The organism is Corynebacterium sp. ED61 (assembly GCF_015233855.1).
Taxonomy (GTDB): Bacteria; Actinomycetota; Actinomycetes; order Mycobacteriales; family Mycobacteriaceae; genus Corynebacterium; species Corynebacterium dentalis.
Map to the genome: position 1 here is coordinate 1 of NZ_JADGIT010000005.1, position 16,776 is coordinate 16,776.

Sequence of the window (16,776 nt, forward strand, 5' to 3'; positions counted from 1 at the left end):
CTCGCGACCCTCACCTTGGCAAGGTGATGCGCTACCAACTGCGCTACATCCGCGTATCTACTTACAGCGATCAAGTTCGATAGAAACTTCATCAAGTAGATGGTGCGCGATACTGGGATCGAACCAGTGACCTCTTCCGTGTCAGGGAAGCGCTCTCCCGCTGAGCTAAACGCGCGGGTACATTCCAACGATTGGCCCGGTGAAATGAGAGCGGATGACGAGACTCGAACTCGCGACCCTCACCTTGGCAAGGTGATGCGCTACCAACTGCGCTACATCCGCGTGCTCCACACAACAACGTGTGGTGCGAGATAAAACGATAGCGGGTGCGGGTGAGTATTCACAAATCAGCTGGTGAATCCGCGTTTGTGGGGTGAGTGTGGCGCGCTGTTGCTGGTGGCTAAATGACATGGCTGTGAGTTGAGCATGCATGGATGTTGGCTGTTGGCGGTTGTTGGCGGCTGTGAGCGAGAGTGATGGAAGTCGCAGAAGAACGGGGCTTGCGGAACGGACACGACCCCGCTGCGGGCAATACCTGTACCCGACGAGGTTGGTTAAGCGCCGCGTTAAAGCCTGTGGCCTGCGTTTTTATGTAGCGCACCTAAACAGTGCTAGATTCTGATGCGTTCGCAAGAACACCTGAGGTCCTATAGCTCAGCGGGAGAGCGTTCCGTTCACACCGGAAAGGTCACTGGTTCGATCCCAGTTAGGACCACCACTTAATACGAAGCTTCGTCGCGCAGATCACCGCGACGGAGCTTCTTTTTGCTCGGGTCCAGCCGATCTGGATTCCTCCAGGTATTCCTACTATTTCTCGCGTAAGGGTGTCCCATGGGTAACACTCACCTGCGTAAATGGAACAGCCCTGTTGAGGAATAGTAGGAAAACATGATCATGGTCTCCGGCTTGGTCTCAGCCGCTTGGGCTATAGCGCCGGTAGGTGAGAAACTTCACAAACGTCACGTAAACGGGAACTAAAGTAAACAAACAAACGACTACTTCACTGACCGTCCCCATGACGGTCACAGAAGATCAGTGAAAGGACGTTCCATGTCACTCTTTGCCCGCGGTACTGAAAAGCCTGCCGCTCGCACGTCGGTCGCCGCACTCGCGCTGACGGCGGGCGTGTTCGGCTCAGCAATCATGGCACCGGCAGCGATGGCGCACGATTCTGTGTTGTCATCGAACCCTGCAAACGGGGAAGTAGTGAACGAACTTCCGCAGGAAATCACCCTCGAGTTCTCTGGCACCCCACAAGGTGAGTTCAACACCGTGGCGTTGTCCCAAGACGGCGAGGTCCTGTTCAGCGAAGAGCCAAAGGTAGAAGGCCAGACTCTGACTGTGGATGTCCCTGACGATGTCGAGGCTGGACCTGGCGATTACATGCTGGGCTACCAGATCACCTCCTCCGACGGACATGCCACCAGAGGCAGCCTGGAGTTTTCCATCGCCGAAGGCGCGTCCGGTTCTGGGGACTCGGCGGGTTCCGAAACCACCGAAGCCACCCCAGCAACCACCGGTTCCAATCAGGGGGAGGATTCAAGTTCCCTGCCTTCCTGGTTGCTTCCCTTGGCAGGTATCGTCGTTATTGCAGGTGCACTGGTAATGGCCATCGCGCGCTTCCGGAATTTGAAGTCCGAATAGACTCCAATCTTCCTTTCGCAGCGTGGGCACCACGCGCCCCCTCGGCCACGGGTAGATCCTCTGGCCGTGGACTGACGTCCCGACGAACCAGGAGATTTTCGTGAAGAACCTTCGTACCGCCGCTACGGCCTCCATCGCTTTGACCGCCGCACTGGCGCTTTCCGCATGCACCCCTCCACACCAGAATGACTCTGACCAGCCTTTCAAGGACAACCAGTCCGGGCAGAGTTCTCCATCTTTGGATATCGAGTCCTCTGAAACTGCAGAGTCATCCTCAAGTGAGCAGGGCGCAAACGGCGAGGCCACCGGCACTGCAGTATCCGGTTCCGAGACCGCCGCCACCGAAGGTTCCGTGGTTGATCCTGGCTTCACCAATGAAGGTGCAGGCACCCAGTCTGGCGCAGCAGGCCAGGCTGGTACCCAAACTGATACTTCTGCACAGTAACTCAAGCAGTTTTTCCGGCCGCACCCAAGGCCAATCGTTTAGCAATTCGGTAATCCGCGGGCGCAGGTCGTATGCATAGAAAGAATGTGATCATGCGTATTTCTCGCCGTTTCCCACAGATGGCTGTTGCAACTCTTGCAGCGGGTTCTTTGACCTTGGCGGCCTGCAGCCCGTCTGAGCAGAACGATAGCGATCAGTCCGTCTCTGACCAGGCCACATCCGCCACCTCTGCGGCAGAGTCCGCCGTAGAGGGGGCAACCGAAGACAGCGATTCCGCGATCACCTTCGACGATGCGTACGTCACGGCAAAGCCCGCCGATAAGGAAATGACCGGCATCTTCGGCACCCTGAAAAACACCTCGGACAAGGACATTCACATCACTGAGGTCTCCGGTTCCGCTAAGGGCATGTACCAGCTCCACGTTGTCTCCGATGGCGAGATGAAGGAAGCTGAGGACGGTTTCACCATCAAGGCCGGCGATTCTCTGGTTCTTCAGCCAGGCCACGAGCACATCATGCTCATGGACAACACGGAAGACATCGCAGCAGGCGACGTACTCAGCCTGACCCTGAAGGACGATGAAGGCAACAGCTACGAACTGCCTGACGTACCCGTCCGCGTCCAGCAGTCCACCCACGAGCACTACTCCGACGGCACCACCGGAGATTCCTCCAACTCAGGCGCCGCTGAGAGTGAATCCATGAACCACGAAGGCATGGATCACGAGCAGCACTCCCACTAAGGGGAACTGGTCATGACACGTCGATCGATTTCTCGCCGCGGTTTTTTCGCCGGGGTGGGCCTGACTGGTGCCACGGCAGTCATCACCTCCTGTGGGTCTGATTCTGAGGCTGCGGGGAGTATGGCGTCGGATGAAAACGGCACGTCACCGCAAGCAGATTCCGCGGGCCTTGCCACCGAAGACACGAAGATCGCCTTTGATGGCGAGCATCAAGCCGGAATCCAGACCGCACCGCAAACGCACGCTCTATTGGTGGCATACAACGTTCGCAAGGAGCGGCGGTCCGCTAAAGGTCTGCAGCGCATCATGCGAATTTGGACCGGAGATGCGCGCAACCTCACGCAAGGTCACACGCCGCTGGCGGATCTGGAATCGGAGCTGGCGATGGCGCCACGCAACCTCACCATCACGGTGGGGTGGGGTCCTCGTTTGATTTCCGACGCCAAGCTCAGCGACAAACTCCCGGGTTGGATCGAAAACAACCGCGACGGGCTGCCTAAGTTCAAGGGCGACCGGCTGACGGAGGATTTCTCCGACGGTGACTTGGTGCTGCAGATATGTGGCGATGACTTGACGGCCGTGAGCCACGCTGCTCGCGTACTCACGCGTGGCTGTAGGGACTTCGTCACGCCCAAGTGGAGTCAACGTGGGTTCATTGACTCACCGACGGGGGAGACCCCGCGCAATCTGCTGGGCTTCAAGGACGGCACGGTCATCCCGCGCTCGAAGGAAGAGTACGACGACGCGGTGTGGGATGAGCTGGGTGGCTCAGCCATGGTGGTGCGGCGCGTGGTCTACGACATGCCGGAATGGGAAGCCTTGGACCGTTCGAGCAGGGAAGTGGTCTTTGGTCGCTCCATCGAGACCGGCGCGCCTCTGGGTGGCACAGAGGAGTTCGACGAGGTCGACCTCAACGCGGTCAATGAGCAGGGCTTGCCCATGATCGATCCGCATTCGCATGTGGGTTTGACTGCAGGTGAAGGCACACACATGCGCAGGCGTGCCTACAACTGGGACGGGGAAGTCACGGCCCTGGGAAGCACGGGTCTGATTTTCATCTGCTTCCAGGATGATCCAGACACGGCATTTACGCCCCTCCAGAAGCGCTTGGCGGAGGGTGACCGGCTGAATCAGTGGGTCACGCACGTGGGCTCTGCCGTGTTCTGGTGCCCTGCTGGCACACCGGAGGGTGGCTACTGGGGTCAGGACGTGCTGGAGGGGTAGACTCTTTCAAGTTAAAGATTGTCACCAGGTATGTGACCGTCTCCATGAGCTTGAAGGAGCCCCCTGACCCCATGAGTACCCTCGATTCGACCCCCGACATTCAGTCCGCTCACGTGCACGTTGCACCCGTGATTTTCACGGTGCTAGCAGGGGAAACGGCTGGGTCGGCGATGCGACCACTGGAACTGCCCAACAAGGGCCCACAGGCGATCGTGGTGGTCAAGGACTCCACCGGTCAGCTCCGTGACCTTTCTTGGGCTCCGGAAGCAGACGAAGAAGTCACGGCCATCGCCTCCGATACCGAGGAAGGCCGGGCCGTAATCCGTCACTCCGCGGCGCACGTGTTGGCTCAGGCCGTGCAGAAGGAATTCCCCGGAACCAAGTTGGGCATTGGTCCGGCAATCGAGAACGGCTTCTACTACGATTTCGACGTCGCCGAGCCGTTCACCCCGGAAGATCTGAAGAAGATCGAAAAGACGATGAAGAAGATCATCAAATCCGGGCAGAAGTTTAAGCGCAAGGCGTACGCAAGTACCGAAGATGCCCTGGCGGAATACACTGACGAGCCGTATAAGACGGAGCTCATCGAGGACAAGGGCAGCGTGGATCCTAATTCCGACGAGGCCACGGAAGTCGGCGCCGGAGAGCTGACCTGCTACTGCAACGTCAACCCGCGGACGGGCGATGTGGATTGGTACGACCTCTGCCGCGGCCCTCACGTGCCCACCACCCGGTACATTCCGGCCTTCGCCATCACCCGTTCTTCTGCGGCGTACTGGCGCGGAGATCAGTCCAAGGCGGATCTGCAGCGCGTGTACGGCACTGCGTGGGAATCCAAGGAAGCACTGGACGAATACCAGACCATGCTTGCCGAGGCTGAAAAGCGCGATCACCGGCGCCTCGGCGCTGAACTGGATTTGTTTAGCTTCCCCGACGACCTCGGTTCCGGGTTGCCCGTGTTCCATCCGGACGGTGCGATGGTGCGCATGGAGATGGAGGAGCATTCGCGTCGTCGACACGTGGAAGCGGACTATTCCTTTGTGAACACTCCGCACATCACCAAGCAGAACCTCTATGAGCGTTCCGGTCACCTCGGTTTCTACAAGGACGGCATGTTCCCGCCCATGCAGGTAGATGCCGAGTTCGATGCCGACGGCAACGTGGTGAAGGCCGCCCAGGATTACTACCTGAAGCCCATGAACTGCCCGATGCACAACCTGGTGTTTGACTCCCGTGGGCGCTCCTACCGCGAGTTGCCTCTGCGGTTGTTTGAGTTCGGTACCGTGTACCGCTACGAGAAATCTGGCGTGATCCACGGACTGACCCGTGCCCGTGGCTTCACGCAGGACGATGCGCATATCTACTGCACTGAGGAACAGCTGGAGGGCGAGCTGACCAGCGTGTTGGAGTTCGTTCTATCCTTGCTCAAAGATTATGGCCTCAACGATTTTTACCTCGAGCTGTCTACTCGGGACCCCAAGAAATCGGTTGGTTCTGACGAAATCTGGGAGCGCTCCACCGAGATTTTGGAGCGCGTGGCCACTAACTCCGGCTTGGAACTGGTTCCGGATCCAGAGGGTGCTGCGTTCTACGGGCCGAAAATTTCCGTGCAGGCTCGCGATGCCATCGGCCGTACCTGGCAGATGTCTACCGTGCAGCTGGATTTCAACATGCCAGAGCGATTCAACTTGGAGTACACGGCCTCGGACGGCACCAAGAAGCAGCCGATCATGATTCACCGGGCGCTGTTCGGTTCCATCGAGCGCTTCTTCGGCGTGCTGCTGGAGCACTATGCGGGTGCGTTCCCAGCCTGGCTGGCTCCGCACCAGGTGGTGGGCATCCCGGTGGCCGATGATTTCAACGGCTACCTAGATGAGTTCGCCGCTGATCTGCGCAAGCGCGGGGTCCGCGCCGAGGTGGATACTTCCGATGATCGCATGCAGAAGAAGATCCGCACCCACACCACCGGCAAGGTGCCGTTCATGATTCTGGTAGGCGGTCGCGATGTGGAGGCGAACGCCGTGAGCTTCCGTTTCCTCGACGGCACCCAGGTCAACGGCGTGCCTCGCGAGCGTGCGGTGGAGATCATCGCACAGTGGATCGCGGAGCGCCGCAATGATCAGCCGTCCGAAGCTACCATTGCTGCGCTGGTGTGACCGGTAGTGGATTCTTATGTGGATCACGGTGTCAGCGAGGATAGCCCTGAAGCACAGCGCCTCGAGCGCTTGTGGGCTCCGTATCGTTCGGCGTACCTGACCACCACCGAGAAGTCCGAGGATCCGTTTTCCACCCTTCCGGAAAGGTCCGACGAGGAGGCGCTGATCGTCGCTCGTGGCACCAGTGTGTACTGCGTGCTGAATCTGTTCCCCTACAACCCGGGGCACATGATGGTGGTTCCTTACCGCCGGGTCGCGGACTACGTGGACCTCACCGAGGAGGAGACGGCGGAGCTCGCCGTGTTCACCAAACGTGCGATCCGCACGTTGCGTACCGTTTCTTCGCCCGACGCCATCAATGTCGGACTCAACCTTGGCAAAGCCTCCGGCGGCAGCGTCTCCGAGCATCTTCACCAGCACATCGTGCCTCGGTGGACCGGAGATGCTAACTTCATGACGGTAATTGCTGGAACGAAAGTACTTCCTCAGACTCTGCGAGAGACGAGGCAGTTGCTTGCCGATGCCTGGCGGGAGGAGTAACCGATGGTACTGAGTGTTCGTGGTCGTGGGCCCGTCGCTGTGTTCATAGAACCTCTGGCTAAAGGGCTGACTCGGTTAGGTGTTTCCCCCAACGCAGTGACTGTCGGGGGAACGGTACTGGCGATCGTATTCGCGCTCACGCTGATTCCCACCGGTCACGTTTTCGCTGCTTCCGCCTTGATCGGACTGACTGTCGCCACGGACATGGTGGACGGAACCATGGCGCGCATGCAGGGCGGAGGGACCAAGTTCGGCGCCACGTTGGATGCCACGTGCGACCGTCTTTCCGATGGTGCGATCTTCGGGGCGATGGCCTTTTGGTTTGCCACCCGGGAGGATCCGCACGAACTTTTCACGGCACTATGTCTGATCATCCTGGTGACTAGCCAAGTCACTAGCTATGTCAAGGCTCGCGCGGAGGCCAGCGGAATCAAGGTGGTCGGCGGGTTGATCGAGCGGCCGGAGCGCCTGCTGATTGGACTGGTCTCCCTGGGTCTGTCTGGTGTGGGGATCCCGTATATCCTTCCCATCGGTTTGAGCATCCTGACTGCGGGCTCCGTCTATACAGTCCTGGAACGCTTGATCATCGTGGGTAAATCCGATGTGGCCCAGGAAAAGATCACCGCGCCGGAGGGCGCTCGCGAGTTCTCCGAAGTCAAGGACGCGTGAGGTTAAGCGTGGCAAAGGACAAAACACCTCGGGTGAGCGCTTGGGAACGCATCGCGGCATGGGGATACCAGCTCGGATGGGCCGCGATGAAGAGGATCCCGGAGCCGGTAGCGAAGCCTTTGTTCAATGCGATCGCCGATGTGGCGTCGAAAAAAGGAAAAGGACCAGAGCAGCTCCGCCGCAACCTCGCCCGCGTGGTGGGCCCAGAAAACGTCACGCGAGAACTCGTGCGGCAGTCGATGCGCAGCTACATGCGCTACTGGCTAGAGGCATTCCGCTTGCCCTCGATGGTGGGGCCGGAGCTCATTGCCAAGATTAATGAGAACGTCGCGGCGGATGTGCCCACCAAGATCGAAGCCTCTATGGCTGGCGGTAAAGGGGCGATTTTCGCCCTGCCGCATGCCACGAACTGGGATATGGCGGGGGTGTGGCTGGTCAATCACTCGGGTGAATTCACTACCGTGGCGGAACGCTTGCGCCCGGAATCGCTGTTTGATGCTTTTGTGAAGTACCGGAGAACCCTAGGGTTCGACGTGATTGCACTGTCCGGAGCAGACAAGCCTCCCATGGCGCACATGGAGCAGACCCTGAGGGAAAACCGCGTGGTGTGCCTCATGGCGGAGCGCGATCTGACCGGCAGTGGCGTGCACGTGGACTTTTTCGGTGAGCTTTGTTCCATGCCTGCAGGTCCCGCATTGCTGGCTAAGCGGACTGGCGCGCCACTGCACGTGGTGAAGATGCACTATACGCACGATGGCTGGCTGATTGAGCTGTCCGATCCGCTGGATACCTCCCAACCGTTGGAGGACATTGTGCAGCAAGAGGCTGATCTCATGGCGGAATACATCGGTCAAAAGCCAGAGGACTGGCATATGCTGCAGCCACTGTGGCACGCGGATCTGTCCGCGGACCGACGCCGAAAGATGGGCCTGGATGACCACTCCGATGCGGACGCAGAACAGGGAGGCCGATAGTTCGTGGTTTCTCGATTCCATTCACCCGAAAGCATGTCCATCGGCATGGTGTGCCCGTATTCCTTCGACGAGCCAGGAGGAGTGCAAGCCCACGCGATTGACTTGTGTAAAGAACTGCGCAGTCGCGGTCACCGGGTCAGTCTGATTGGCCCGGGCACGGACCGCTCAACGGTTCCGGACTTCGTGGAACTCGGCGGGAGCAGCATTCCGATTCCTTACAACGGATCTGTGGCTAGGCTGAGCTTTGGCCCGAAGTCTCGGCGGCACATCCGCCGGTGGGTGGAGGGCAACGAGTTCGACATTCTGCATATTCACGAGCCGAATTCGCCTTCGTACTCCATGCTCTCGCTGTCTCAAGTCATGGGACCGGTGGTGGCCACGTATCACGCCTCCGCCAGTGAGTCGAAGCTGCTGACGCTCGCGCTTCCTTTTCTGCGCCCTTTGTTGGAGCGCATCCACGGGGGCATCGCGGTCAGCGAAGAAGCCCGGAAGTGGCAGGTGGAGAATTTGGCGGGCGATCCCGTGCTCATCCCCAACGGCGTGGAGACTGCGAACTATCGCCACGCGCAGCCACTGGATGACCTGGATGACTCCCGCCCACGACTGATGTTCTTGGGCCGATTCGACGAACCGCGCAAGGGGTTGCAGGTGCTACTCAGCGCGATGCCGGACATCGTGCGCGCCGTGCCAAATGTGGAGCTCATGATTGCCGGCCGTGGTGGGGTAGACACTCTGGGTAACCGGTTGAAGTCCTCTGGACTGAGCTACACCGTGGGTATGGGCCCATCAGATGCGACCGTGCGCATTCTGGGGCCAGTCTCGGAAGAAGATAAGGCCCGTGCATTGCGCAGCTCGGATGTCTACGTGGCACCCAATACCGGTGGCGAGAGCTTTGGCATCGTCTTGGTGGAAGGTATGTCTGCGGGAGCCGCAGTGGTGGCCAGCGATATTCCCGCGTTTGTTGCGGTGGGAGAAAGCGGACAATCCGCAGCACTGTTCCGCAACGGTAATGGAGAGGAACTTTCTCGCGTGGTGATTGACCTGCTGCGGGATGCAGATAAGCGCCAGAAACTGGCACGCAACGGAGAGTCCCGCGCCGCGCAGTTTGATTGGTCGACGGTGACCTCTCAGGTGGAAGATGTCTACCGCACCGTGCACGCCCCAGGACGAAAGGTGACGCTGTCATGATTTCGCTGCCCATGTGGGTATTCATTGGCATCGTCGTGCTGCTGGTGTTGGGCCTGGTGGGGCTATGGGCCAGTGGTACGGCCAACCGCCTGAACCGGCTGCATATCCGCACTGATTCCGCGCGCCTGGGATTGGAAGGCGCGTTGAGCGCCAGAGGACAAGTGATCAAGGCCTTGTGTCCCGACCTCGCCCAGGAGGTTAACCGGGTGGAAGGTGTGGTGCTCCGTGCCACCGACATGGGACACCGGACCGATGCGGAAAACCGAATCCTGGCAGAAATCCCCAAGGAGATCTTGTCCAACCCCGCGTTCGTGGAAGCGTCCACGCGCGTGGATCTCGCGGCTCGCTTCTACAACGACGCGGTGGCAGACACCCGCACGGTGCGCGACCGCGCAGATGTGAAAGCCCTGAGACTGGCAGGATCAGCGCCACTCCCGGAATACTACGAGGCACTGTTTACCCAGCTGCCCGCCACAGAGTAGATTATTGAACAGCCGTTTTTAGCAAAACGAACATTAGCTACTTACTTGTGAAGGACGATTGCCTGTGACTGAAGAAAATAGCACCGCAACCGCCGGCTCTACCGGCACTGCCCGCGTTAAGCGCGGACTGGCAGACATGCTCAAGGGTGGCGTCATCATGGACGTGGTGACCCCTGAGCAGGCCAAGATTGCTGAAGATGCGGGCGCTACCGCAGTAATGGCTCTGGAGCGCGTTCCAGCAGACATCCGCGCCCAGGGTGGCGTGTCTCGCATGTCTGACCCAGACATGATCGAAGGCATCATCGACGCGGTCTCCATCCCCGTAATGGCCAAGGCACGCATCGGCCACTTCGTGGAAGCACAGGTACTGCAGTCCCTCGGAGTGGACTTCATCGACGAGTCCGAGGTTCTGACTCCAGCCGATTACAAGAACCACATCGACAAGTTCGCCTTCACCGTGCCTTTCGTCTGTGGCGCTACCAATCTGGGTGAAGCATTGCGTCGAATCAACGAAGGTGCCGCAATGATCCGCTCCAAGGGCGAGGCCGGCACCGGAGATGTCTCCAACGCCGTGACCCACATGCGCACCATCCGCGCGGAAATCAACCGCCTGACCTCCATGGCAGAAGATGAGCTGTACGTGGCAGCCAAGGAGCTGCAGGCGCCATACGAGCTGGTCCGCGAGGTTGCTCGCAACGGGAAGCTGCCAGTGGTCATGTTCACCGCTGGTGGAATCGCCACCCCAGCCGATGCCGCAATGATGATGCAGCTGGGCGCCGAGGGTGTGTTCGTGGGCTCCGGAATCTTCAAGTCCGGAAACCCAGAGCAGCGCGCCAAGGCAATCGTTCAGGCCACCCAGAACTACGACGATCCACGCACCGTCGCCGATGTCTCTCGTGGACTCGGTGAGGCCATGGTGGGCATCAACGTCGATGACATCCCACAGCCACACCGTCTGGCAGAGCGCGGCTGGTAAGACCAATGTCTATACCGCAGCCACGTATTCTGGACGTCCTCGATCTGGAGCACATTGATCGGGACATTTACCGTGGAGCAGTGATCCCCACCAACCTGGGGCGCACGTTTGGCGGCCAAGTGGCTGCGCAGAGCTTGGTGGCGGCAACCCGCACCGTGGGCTCTGAATTTGGCGTGCACTCCATCCACGGATACTTCGTAGCCGGGGGAGACCCAGATAAGAAAACCACGTTCCTCGTGGATCGCATCCGCGACGGACGCTCCTTCGTCTCCCGGCACGTCAAGGCGCTGCAAGATGGCAAAGCGATCTTCGTGATGCAGGCCAGTTTCCACATCCGTACCGATGACGGCCCAGAGCATTCAGATCAGATGCGCAAGGTCCCGGCACCGGAGGACATTCCTGAAGAGTCTGCACCCGCACGGGAGGCAGTCCGTTCTCTGTTGAAGGAATGGAACGAGTGGGACATCCGCATCGTGCCGCCGGAGATGTACGAACACAACAAATACACCCCGTCCCAGCAGGTGGTGTGGTTCCGATCCAAGGCCAAGTTGCCGGACGATGAGACCCTGCATATCTGCACGCTGGCGTACATGTCCGATATGACGCTGCTGTCCTCCGCTCTGGTTCCGCACCAGGACGAGCCCGTTCAGGAAGCCTCGCTGGATCACGCGCTGTGGTTCTTGCGGCCTTTCCGTGCCGACGAATGGCTCCTGTATGACCAGGTTTCTCCATCCGCACACGCGGGACGCGCACTGACGCACGGGCGCATTTTCAACCAGCAAGGCGATTTGATTGCGGTGGTGACTCAGGAAGGCCTGACGCGCACACTGCAGCCAGGAAAGCACACCCTGCCACCACGTAAAGAGAATTCATGAGCACGAAGTTGACCATCGGCATCCTGTCCGTGCAGGGCGGAGTTGCCGAACACGTCCGCATGGTGGAAAAGCTGGGGCACGAGGCTGTGCTGGTGCGCCGCACCGAGCACCTCGAGAACATCGATGGGCTGATCCTGCCCGGTGGCGAGTCCACCACGATGTCCCGTCTGCTCCGACTTGGTGGAATGATTGAACCGCTCCGTGAAGCCATCCAAGCAGGGTTGCCGGCATTTGGCACGTGCGCGGGCATGATCATGCTAGCCACGAGGGTGTTGGACACCCGCCCCGATGCGGAATCTCTGGGTGTCATTGACGTGGCTGTTCGACGCAATGCCTTCGGCAGGCAGAGGGATTCTTTCGAAGGCGAACTGGACTTCACCGGAATTGAGAATCCGGTGGACTCGGTATTCATCCGCGCCCCGCAAATCGAAAAAGTGGGGGACGACGTGCAGGTGCTGGCTACGGTGAACGAGCGCGTGGTGGCAGCGCGACAAAACCACGTCCTTGTCACCAGCTTCCACCCAGAGCTCACCGAGGATCTGCAGGTCCACCAATACTTCGTGGAAATGATTCGCAGTAGCTGTTAGGTGTTTGGCGTCGACAAAAAAAGAAAACGACCAGCACCAACAAACCACACGCAACCCATCTAGTAACGTGGGTGCGAGAAGATTTTCCCTATTTCCACCAACGCGAAAGAGGACGATGTCAGGCCATTCCAAGTGGGCAACCACCAAGCACAAGAAGGCAGCGAACGACGCCAAGCGCAGCAAGGAGTGGGCCAAGGCGATCAAGAACATCGAGGTCGCGGCTCGTACCGGTGGTGGAGACCCAGCCGGTAACCCCACCCTCGATGACATGATCAAGAAGGCCAAGAAGGCCTCCGTTCCTAACGACAACATCGAGCGTGCTCGGAAGCGCGGCGCCGGCGAAGAAGCTGGCGGCTCCGACTGGGAAACCTTGATGTACGAAGGCTACGGCCCCAACGGCGTGGCCATGCTCATTGAGTGCCTCACGGATAACCGGAACCGCGCTGCTACGGAAGTGCGCACCGCAGTGAACAAGAACGGTGGCAACATGGCCGATGCGGGCAGCGTGTCCTACATGTTCAACCGCAAGGGCGTGGTGGTGCTGGACAAGAACGGCCAGGAAGAGGATAAGATCCTCATGGCTGTTCTGGACGCTGGTGCCGAAGAGGTTAATGACCACGGCGAGAAGTTCGAGATCGTCTGCGAGCCGGGCGATATGGGCGCGGTGCGTAATGCGCTGAAGGCCGCGGACATCGATTATGACTCCGTGGAGCCGGATTTCCGTCCCACCATGGAAGTACCCGTGGATGCGCCGACCGCGCAGAAGGTGTTCAACCTCATCGACATCTTGGAAGATGTGGATGACGTGCAGAATGTCTACACCAACATGGATATCCCAGCCGACGTGCTGGAGGAGCTCGAGGCTTAAAGCGCTTCGGCTCTAATAGGGGAGTTGGCGAGGATCGGCTGGCTACTTGAACCACTCGGCGGGGGAGCCGAGTGCCAGTAGTCCGCTGAACACAATCGCAAGTCCGATAACAATCACCAGCAGCGCGAGCACTGGCTTGTTGACAATGAAGGCCAAAACCTTTTCCGGCACAGTGTGGGGCTGTTCAGTAGAGCCCTTGCGGAAGCGCCAAGGGCCATCCAGAAGTCCGCGGGAATCTGCGTTGCGCTCGAAGGGGATGGTCACAAAGGGGATGATTGCGCTGGCTAGGCCAATGATTCCCCGTCCCGCGCTCCACTTATTGTTGACCCAGATCAGCACGGTGGAAACGCAAAAGCTTAAGAAGACGAAGCCGTGAATGCCGCCAGCGATGGGAGTTAGCGCCTCCGTGGTGCCCGAGTACTTGAGGGCCATGCCCAGCAGCAGGAGGGCCCACGTGCAGGCTTCGGCGACGGATACAAACTGATACACGGACTTCGGTGACATGATCCCTAATCTAGCAAACGGAGTGTCCGCTCCTGTTTTCGCACGTATGTGCTAAATTAACTAGCGCTATGGACACTACTCAGCGCGCGATGGCGCCTCGCTCTGCGCACTCCTTGGCGGGGGTGCGCGTAATGGGCATTGACCCTGGACTGACCCGGTGTGGGCTGTCCATGGTGCAGGCAGGTAAAGGTCGCAGCGTGTTGCCTATCGCGGTGGGCGTGGTGCGCACCCCGGCGGACGAGGATCTCGCCGACCGGCTGCTCCGCCTTTCCCTGGCGGTGGAGGAGTGGATGGATGATTACTCCCCGGATGTGGTGGCCATCGAGCGCGTCTTTGAGCGTTCTAATGTGTCCACCGTGATGAATACAGCGCACGCCTCTGGGGTGTTGATGCTCGCTGCCGCCAAGCGAGGCATCGCGGTGCACATGTACACCCCCAGTGAGGTCAAGAAGTCCATCAGCGGCAATGGACGCGCGGACAAAGCGCAGATGACCAACATGATTACCCGTATCTTGGGTCTATCCGAGCCGCCCAAGCCCGCCGATGCTGCGGACGCCCTAGCCTTGGCTGTGTGCCACTGTTGGCGGGCGCCCATGAACCTGATTGTGGAGGGACAACTGTGATTGCATCCTTGAGAGGCACTGTCATCGACAAGAGCCTGGATACTGTCGTCATCGAATGTGGCGGGGTGGGTTATGAGTGCCTGACCTCGCCGAACACGAATGCTCAGCTCGCGCGGGGCGAGGAAGTGTTCGTGCTGACGGCCCACGTGGTGCGTGAAGATTCACAAACCCTGTATGCGTTCATGGACGCTGAGCAACGCAAGGCTTTCTACACCGTTCAAGGTGTCTCGGGCGTGGGTGCTCGTCTAGCGATGGGCATCCTGGGCACGCTTTCTGCAGTGGAGCTGGCCCGCGCCGTCCACGATGGCGACGTCAAGGCCCTGCAGAAGGCCCCTGGTGTGGGGAAGCGATTGGCCGAGCGCATGGCCGTTGACCTCAAGGGCAAGCTGCCGGATCTCCCGGTTTCTACCCCAGGTTCCTTTGATCCGACGCCAACCCCAGGCGCTTCCGCTGCCGGTATTGAGAATGCGGATGTCCTGTCCCAGGTTGTCGAAGCGATGACCGGCCTAGGCTTTTCGGAGAAGGAATCCGAAGCCACGGCCCGGAACGTGCTGGCGCACATGGATCAGAGCAACGTCTCTGTCTCCGCTGTGCTCCGAGGCGTACTGTCCGCGATGAACGGAGGGCGTTAATTCATGGCGAAGAACGGCGATATCGAGCGCACGGAGTTTGCGTTGCCTGACGATGCCCCGCGAGCCGCAGGGCTCGGTGAGGGAGCAGCGGGGAAGCCACCTGTTCGCAACCCAGATTTGGATGCTCGCACCACGTCGGAAGAGCAGGATGTGGAAACGTCACTGCGTCCGAAGTCTCTGACTGAATTCATTGGGCAGAAGAAGGTCCGCCAGCAGCTGGACTTGGTTCTCAGCGGTGCGCGGGCTCGCAACGTGGCTCCGGATCACGTGTTGCTGGCGGGACCTCCCGGACTGGGCAAGACCACCATGGCCATGATCATCGCCCAGGAGCTGGGAAGCTCACTGCGCATGACCTCCGGTCCGGCGCTGGAGCGCGCAGGTGACTTGGCCGCGATGCTCTCCAATTTGATGGAGGGCGATGTCCTGTTCATTGACGAAATCCACCGCATGGCACGCCCTGCGGAAGAGATGCTCTACATGGCGATGGAGGATTTCCGGATCGATGTCATCGTGGGCAAGGGCCCGGGAGCCACATCCATTCCGATTGAAATTGCCCCCTTCACATTGGTGGGCGCCACCACCCGTTCCGGCATGCTCACCGGTCCGCTGCGCGACCGCTTCGGCTTTACCGCCCAGATGGAGTTCTACGAAACGGAAGATCTCACCCGCGTAGTGATGCGTACTGCGGGAATCCTCAATATGAATCTCTCCGCAGACGCTGCGGCGGAGATCGCCAGCCGATCTCGAGGAACCCCGCGTATCGCCAACCGATTGTTGCGGCGTGTGCGTGACTTCGCCGATGTGTACGCCGGGGGAGTCATCGATGTAAAGGTGGCTCAGTCTGCTCTGGTGGTGTTTGACGTCGACGAACAAGGACTCGATCGCCTCGATAGGGCCGTGCTTGATTCGCTGGTGCGCGGCCATGGCGGCGGTCCCGTGGGCGTGAGCACCTTGGCGCTGGCGGTGGGCGAGGAGCCCTCGACGGTGGAGGAAGTCTGCGAACCGTACTTGGTGCGAGCCGGAATGGTCGCCCGCACCCCGCGCGGACGCGTCGCCACAGCTCAAGCTTGGCGTCACGCAGGGTTGATTCCACCAGATAATGCACCTGGGCTGTAATCAAGAAACGCGCGGGAAGCTTTAGGCACCCACAGGTCACTGTGGCACACTATCCCTCATGGATCTTTTGCTCTTAGGCTTACTTCTCGTGGTGTTTGTTGCGCTTCCACTCATCAGCTTGCGCAAGCAAAACCAGCGCATGAAGGAAATTCGCAACTTCCAAGACAACCTTCATCCCAACATGGTGGTCAAGACCACCTCCGGCATGCACGGCCGCATCTCCCACATCGGAGAGACCACCGTGGATCTGGAAATCAGCGCCGGCGTGGTGACCACGTGGGACCGCACCAGCATCCTGGCGCTCGTAGATTCTGTGGAGTCCGGCTCGCAACAGGCCGATCAGCTTGGCAAAGACCCAGAGGCTCCAGAAGAGCAGTAATAGCAGCTAAGATTTCTACGTTCGGCGCTCAAGTGACCAATTGAGTTGGTCATTTTGCGCCCTCATCCCTACTCCTTCAATCGCTACAGGAGCTAATACAGTGGCGTCTCAGCGCACGCGTAGCAAACGGCGAGGACAAGTTGCTTGGCCC

Annotated in this window: 19 protein-coding genes and 3 tRNA genes; 19 read left to right on the forward strand and 3 right to left on the reverse strand. The window is 59.6% G+C overall.

The genetic code is table 11. The annotated features are described in order from the left end of the window. Positions 1 to 100: 100 nt before the first annotated feature. Together IM764_RS06740 and IM764_RS06745 are read right to left on the reverse strand one after the other, a co-directional pair. Positions 101 to 175 (reverse strand) — tRNA-Val (locus tag IM764_RS06740). Positions 176 to 209: 34 nt separating this feature from the next. Next, positions 210 to 282, reverse strand: a tRNA-Gly gene (locus tag IM764_RS06745). A gap of 361 nt (positions 283 to 643) precedes the next feature. Between IM764_RS06745 and IM764_RS06750 the strand changes: the two genes are divergently transcribed. The 15 genes from IM764_RS06750 to IM764_RS06820 all read left to right on the forward strand — a co-directional run bounded on the left by IM764_RS06750 (position 644) and on the right by IM764_RS06820 (position 13,371). Continuing rightward, a tRNA-Val gene (locus tag IM764_RS06750) sits at positions 644 to 718 on the forward strand. Between the two features lie 332 nt (positions 719 to 1,050). After that, positions 1,051 to 1,644, forward strand: coding sequence for a copper resistance protein CopC (locus IM764_RS06755; RefSeq protein ID WP_228073514.1), 594 nt, complete (start codon positions 1,051 to 1,053; stop codon positions 1,642 to 1,644). A 100-nt stretch (positions 1,645 to 1,744) separates the two neighbouring features. Continuing rightward, positions 1,745 to 2,089 carry a hypothetical protein gene (locus IM764_RS06760; RefSeq protein ID WP_099298654.1) on the forward strand — a complete coding sequence of 115 codons (345 nt, stop codon included), beginning with the start codon at positions 1,745 to 1,747 and terminating at the stop codon, positions 2,087 to 2,089. Positions 2,090 to 2,181: 92 nt separating this feature from the next. Next, positions 2,182 to 2,832, forward strand: a complete 651-nt coding sequence (locus IM764_RS06765; RefSeq protein ID WP_228073516.1) for a copper chaperone PCu(A)C — start codon at positions 2,182 to 2,184, stop codon at positions 2,830 to 2,832. Positions 2,833 to 2,844: 12 nt separating this feature from the next. Beyond that, complete coding sequence (locus tag IM764_RS06770) at positions 2,845 to 4,056, forward strand: Dyp-type peroxidase (protein WP_194187378.1); 1,212 nt, start codon at positions 2,845 to 2,847, stop codon at positions 4,054 to 4,056. 71 nt (positions 4,057 to 4,127) lie between these two features. Then, positions 4,128 to 6,212 carry a threonine--tRNA ligase gene (thrS, locus tag IM764_RS06775; RefSeq protein ID WP_099298657.1) on the forward strand — a complete coding sequence of 695 codons (2,085 nt, stop codon included), beginning with the start codon at positions 4,128 to 4,130 and terminating at the stop codon, positions 6,210 to 6,212. Positions 6,213 to 6,218: 6 nt separating this feature from the next. Further along, a complete protein-coding gene (locus IM764_RS06780; RefSeq protein WP_099298658.1) occupies positions 6,219 to 6,752 on the forward strand; it encodes an HIT domain-containing protein in 534 nt (177 codons plus the stop codon). A gap of 3 nt (positions 6,753 to 6,755) precedes the next feature. Continuing rightward, positions 6,756 to 7,421: a phosphatidylinositol phosphate synthase gene (gene pgsA / locus IM764_RS06785; RefSeq protein ID WP_099298659.1), complete on the forward strand. Its 666-nt coding sequence runs from the start codon at positions 6,756 to 6,758 to the stop codon at positions 7,419 to 7,421. Between the two features lie 32 nt (positions 7,422 to 7,453). Next, positions 7,454 to 8,395, forward strand: a complete 942-nt coding sequence (locus IM764_RS06790) for a phosphatidylinositol mannoside acyltransferase (RefSeq protein ID WP_099298660.1) — start codon at positions 7,454 to 7,456, stop codon at positions 8,393 to 8,395. Positions 8,396 to 8,428: 33 nt separating this feature from the next. Next, entirely contained in the window at positions 8,429 to 9,583 is a 1,155-nt protein-coding gene (locus IM764_RS06795) for a glycosyltransferase family 4 protein (RefSeq protein ID WP_099298661.1), read from the forward strand. Then, positions 9,580 to 10,065 (forward strand): hypothetical protein, encoded by a 486-nt coding sequence (locus IM764_RS06800; RefSeq protein ID WP_099298662.1) that lies wholly within the window; start codon positions 9,580 to 9,582, stop codon positions 10,063 to 10,065. The genes IM764_RS06795 and IM764_RS06800 overlap by 4 nt, the downstream gene beginning before the upstream one ends. Positions 10,066 to 10,129: 64 nt before the next feature. After that, entirely contained in the window at positions 10,130 to 11,041 is a 912-nt protein-coding gene (pdxS, locus tag IM764_RS06805) for a pyridoxal 5'-phosphate synthase lyase subunit PdxS (RefSeq protein ID WP_099298663.1), read from the forward strand. Between the two features lie 5 nt (positions 11,042 to 11,046). Continuing rightward, a complete protein-coding gene (locus IM764_RS06810) occupies positions 11,047 to 11,916 on the forward strand; it encodes an acyl-CoA thioesterase II (protein WP_099298664.1) in 870 nt (289 codons plus the stop codon). Between the two features lie 14 nt (positions 11,917 to 11,930). Then, positions 11,931 to 12,503 carry a pyridoxal 5'-phosphate synthase glutaminase subunit PdxT gene (gene pdxT / locus IM764_RS06815; RefSeq protein WP_306345847.1) on the forward strand — a complete coding sequence of 191 codons (573 nt, stop codon included), beginning with the start codon at positions 11,931 to 11,933 and terminating at the stop codon, positions 12,501 to 12,503. A 115-nt stretch (positions 12,504 to 12,618) separates the two neighbouring features. Further along, positions 12,619 to 13,371, forward strand: coding sequence for a YebC/PmpR family DNA-binding transcriptional regulator (locus IM764_RS06820; protein ID WP_194187379.1), 753 nt, complete (start codon positions 12,619 to 12,621; stop codon positions 13,369 to 13,371). Between the two features lie 42 nt (positions 13,372 to 13,413). Here IM764_RS06820 and IM764_RS06825 read toward each other — a convergent pair whose 3' ends face one another. Continuing rightward, positions 13,414 to 13,875: a DUF3817 domain-containing protein gene (locus IM764_RS06825; protein ID WP_194187380.1), complete on the reverse strand. Its 462-nt coding sequence runs from the start codon at positions 13,873 to 13,875 to the stop codon at positions 13,414 to 13,416. 89 nt (positions 13,876 to 13,964) lie between these two features. Here IM764_RS06825 and ruvC point away from each other — a divergent pair, with 89 nt between their 5' ends. Genes ruvC through yajC form a run of 4 tightly spaced genes read left to right on the forward strand, consistent with a single transcriptional unit; the run spans position 13,965 to position 16,625 of the window. Beyond that, entirely contained in the window at positions 13,965 to 14,498 is a 534-nt protein-coding gene (gene ruvC, locus IM764_RS06830; protein ID WP_099298668.1) for a crossover junction endodeoxyribonuclease RuvC, read from the forward strand. Next, the gene (gene ruvA, locus IM764_RS06835) at positions 14,495 to 15,130 is read left to right on the forward strand and encodes a Holliday junction branch migration protein RuvA (RefSeq protein ID WP_099298669.1); all 636 of its coding nucleotides are present in this window, start codon (positions 14,495 to 14,497) and stop codon (positions 15,128 to 15,130) included. The genes ruvC and ruvA overlap by 4 nt, the downstream gene beginning before the upstream one ends. 3 nt (positions 15,131 to 15,133) lie before the next feature. Continuing rightward, positions 15,134 to 16,246: a Holliday junction branch migration DNA helicase RuvB gene (gene ruvB / locus IM764_RS06840; protein ID WP_099298670.1), complete on the forward strand. Its 1,113-nt coding sequence runs from the start codon at positions 15,134 to 15,136 to the stop codon at positions 16,244 to 16,246. Positions 16,247 to 16,304: 58 nt separating this feature from the next. Beyond that, a complete protein-coding gene (yajC, locus tag IM764_RS06845) occupies positions 16,305 to 16,625 on the forward strand; it encodes a preprotein translocase subunit YajC (protein ID WP_194187381.1) in 321 nt (106 codons plus the stop codon). Positions 16,626 to 16,776: the final 151 nt, after the last annotated feature.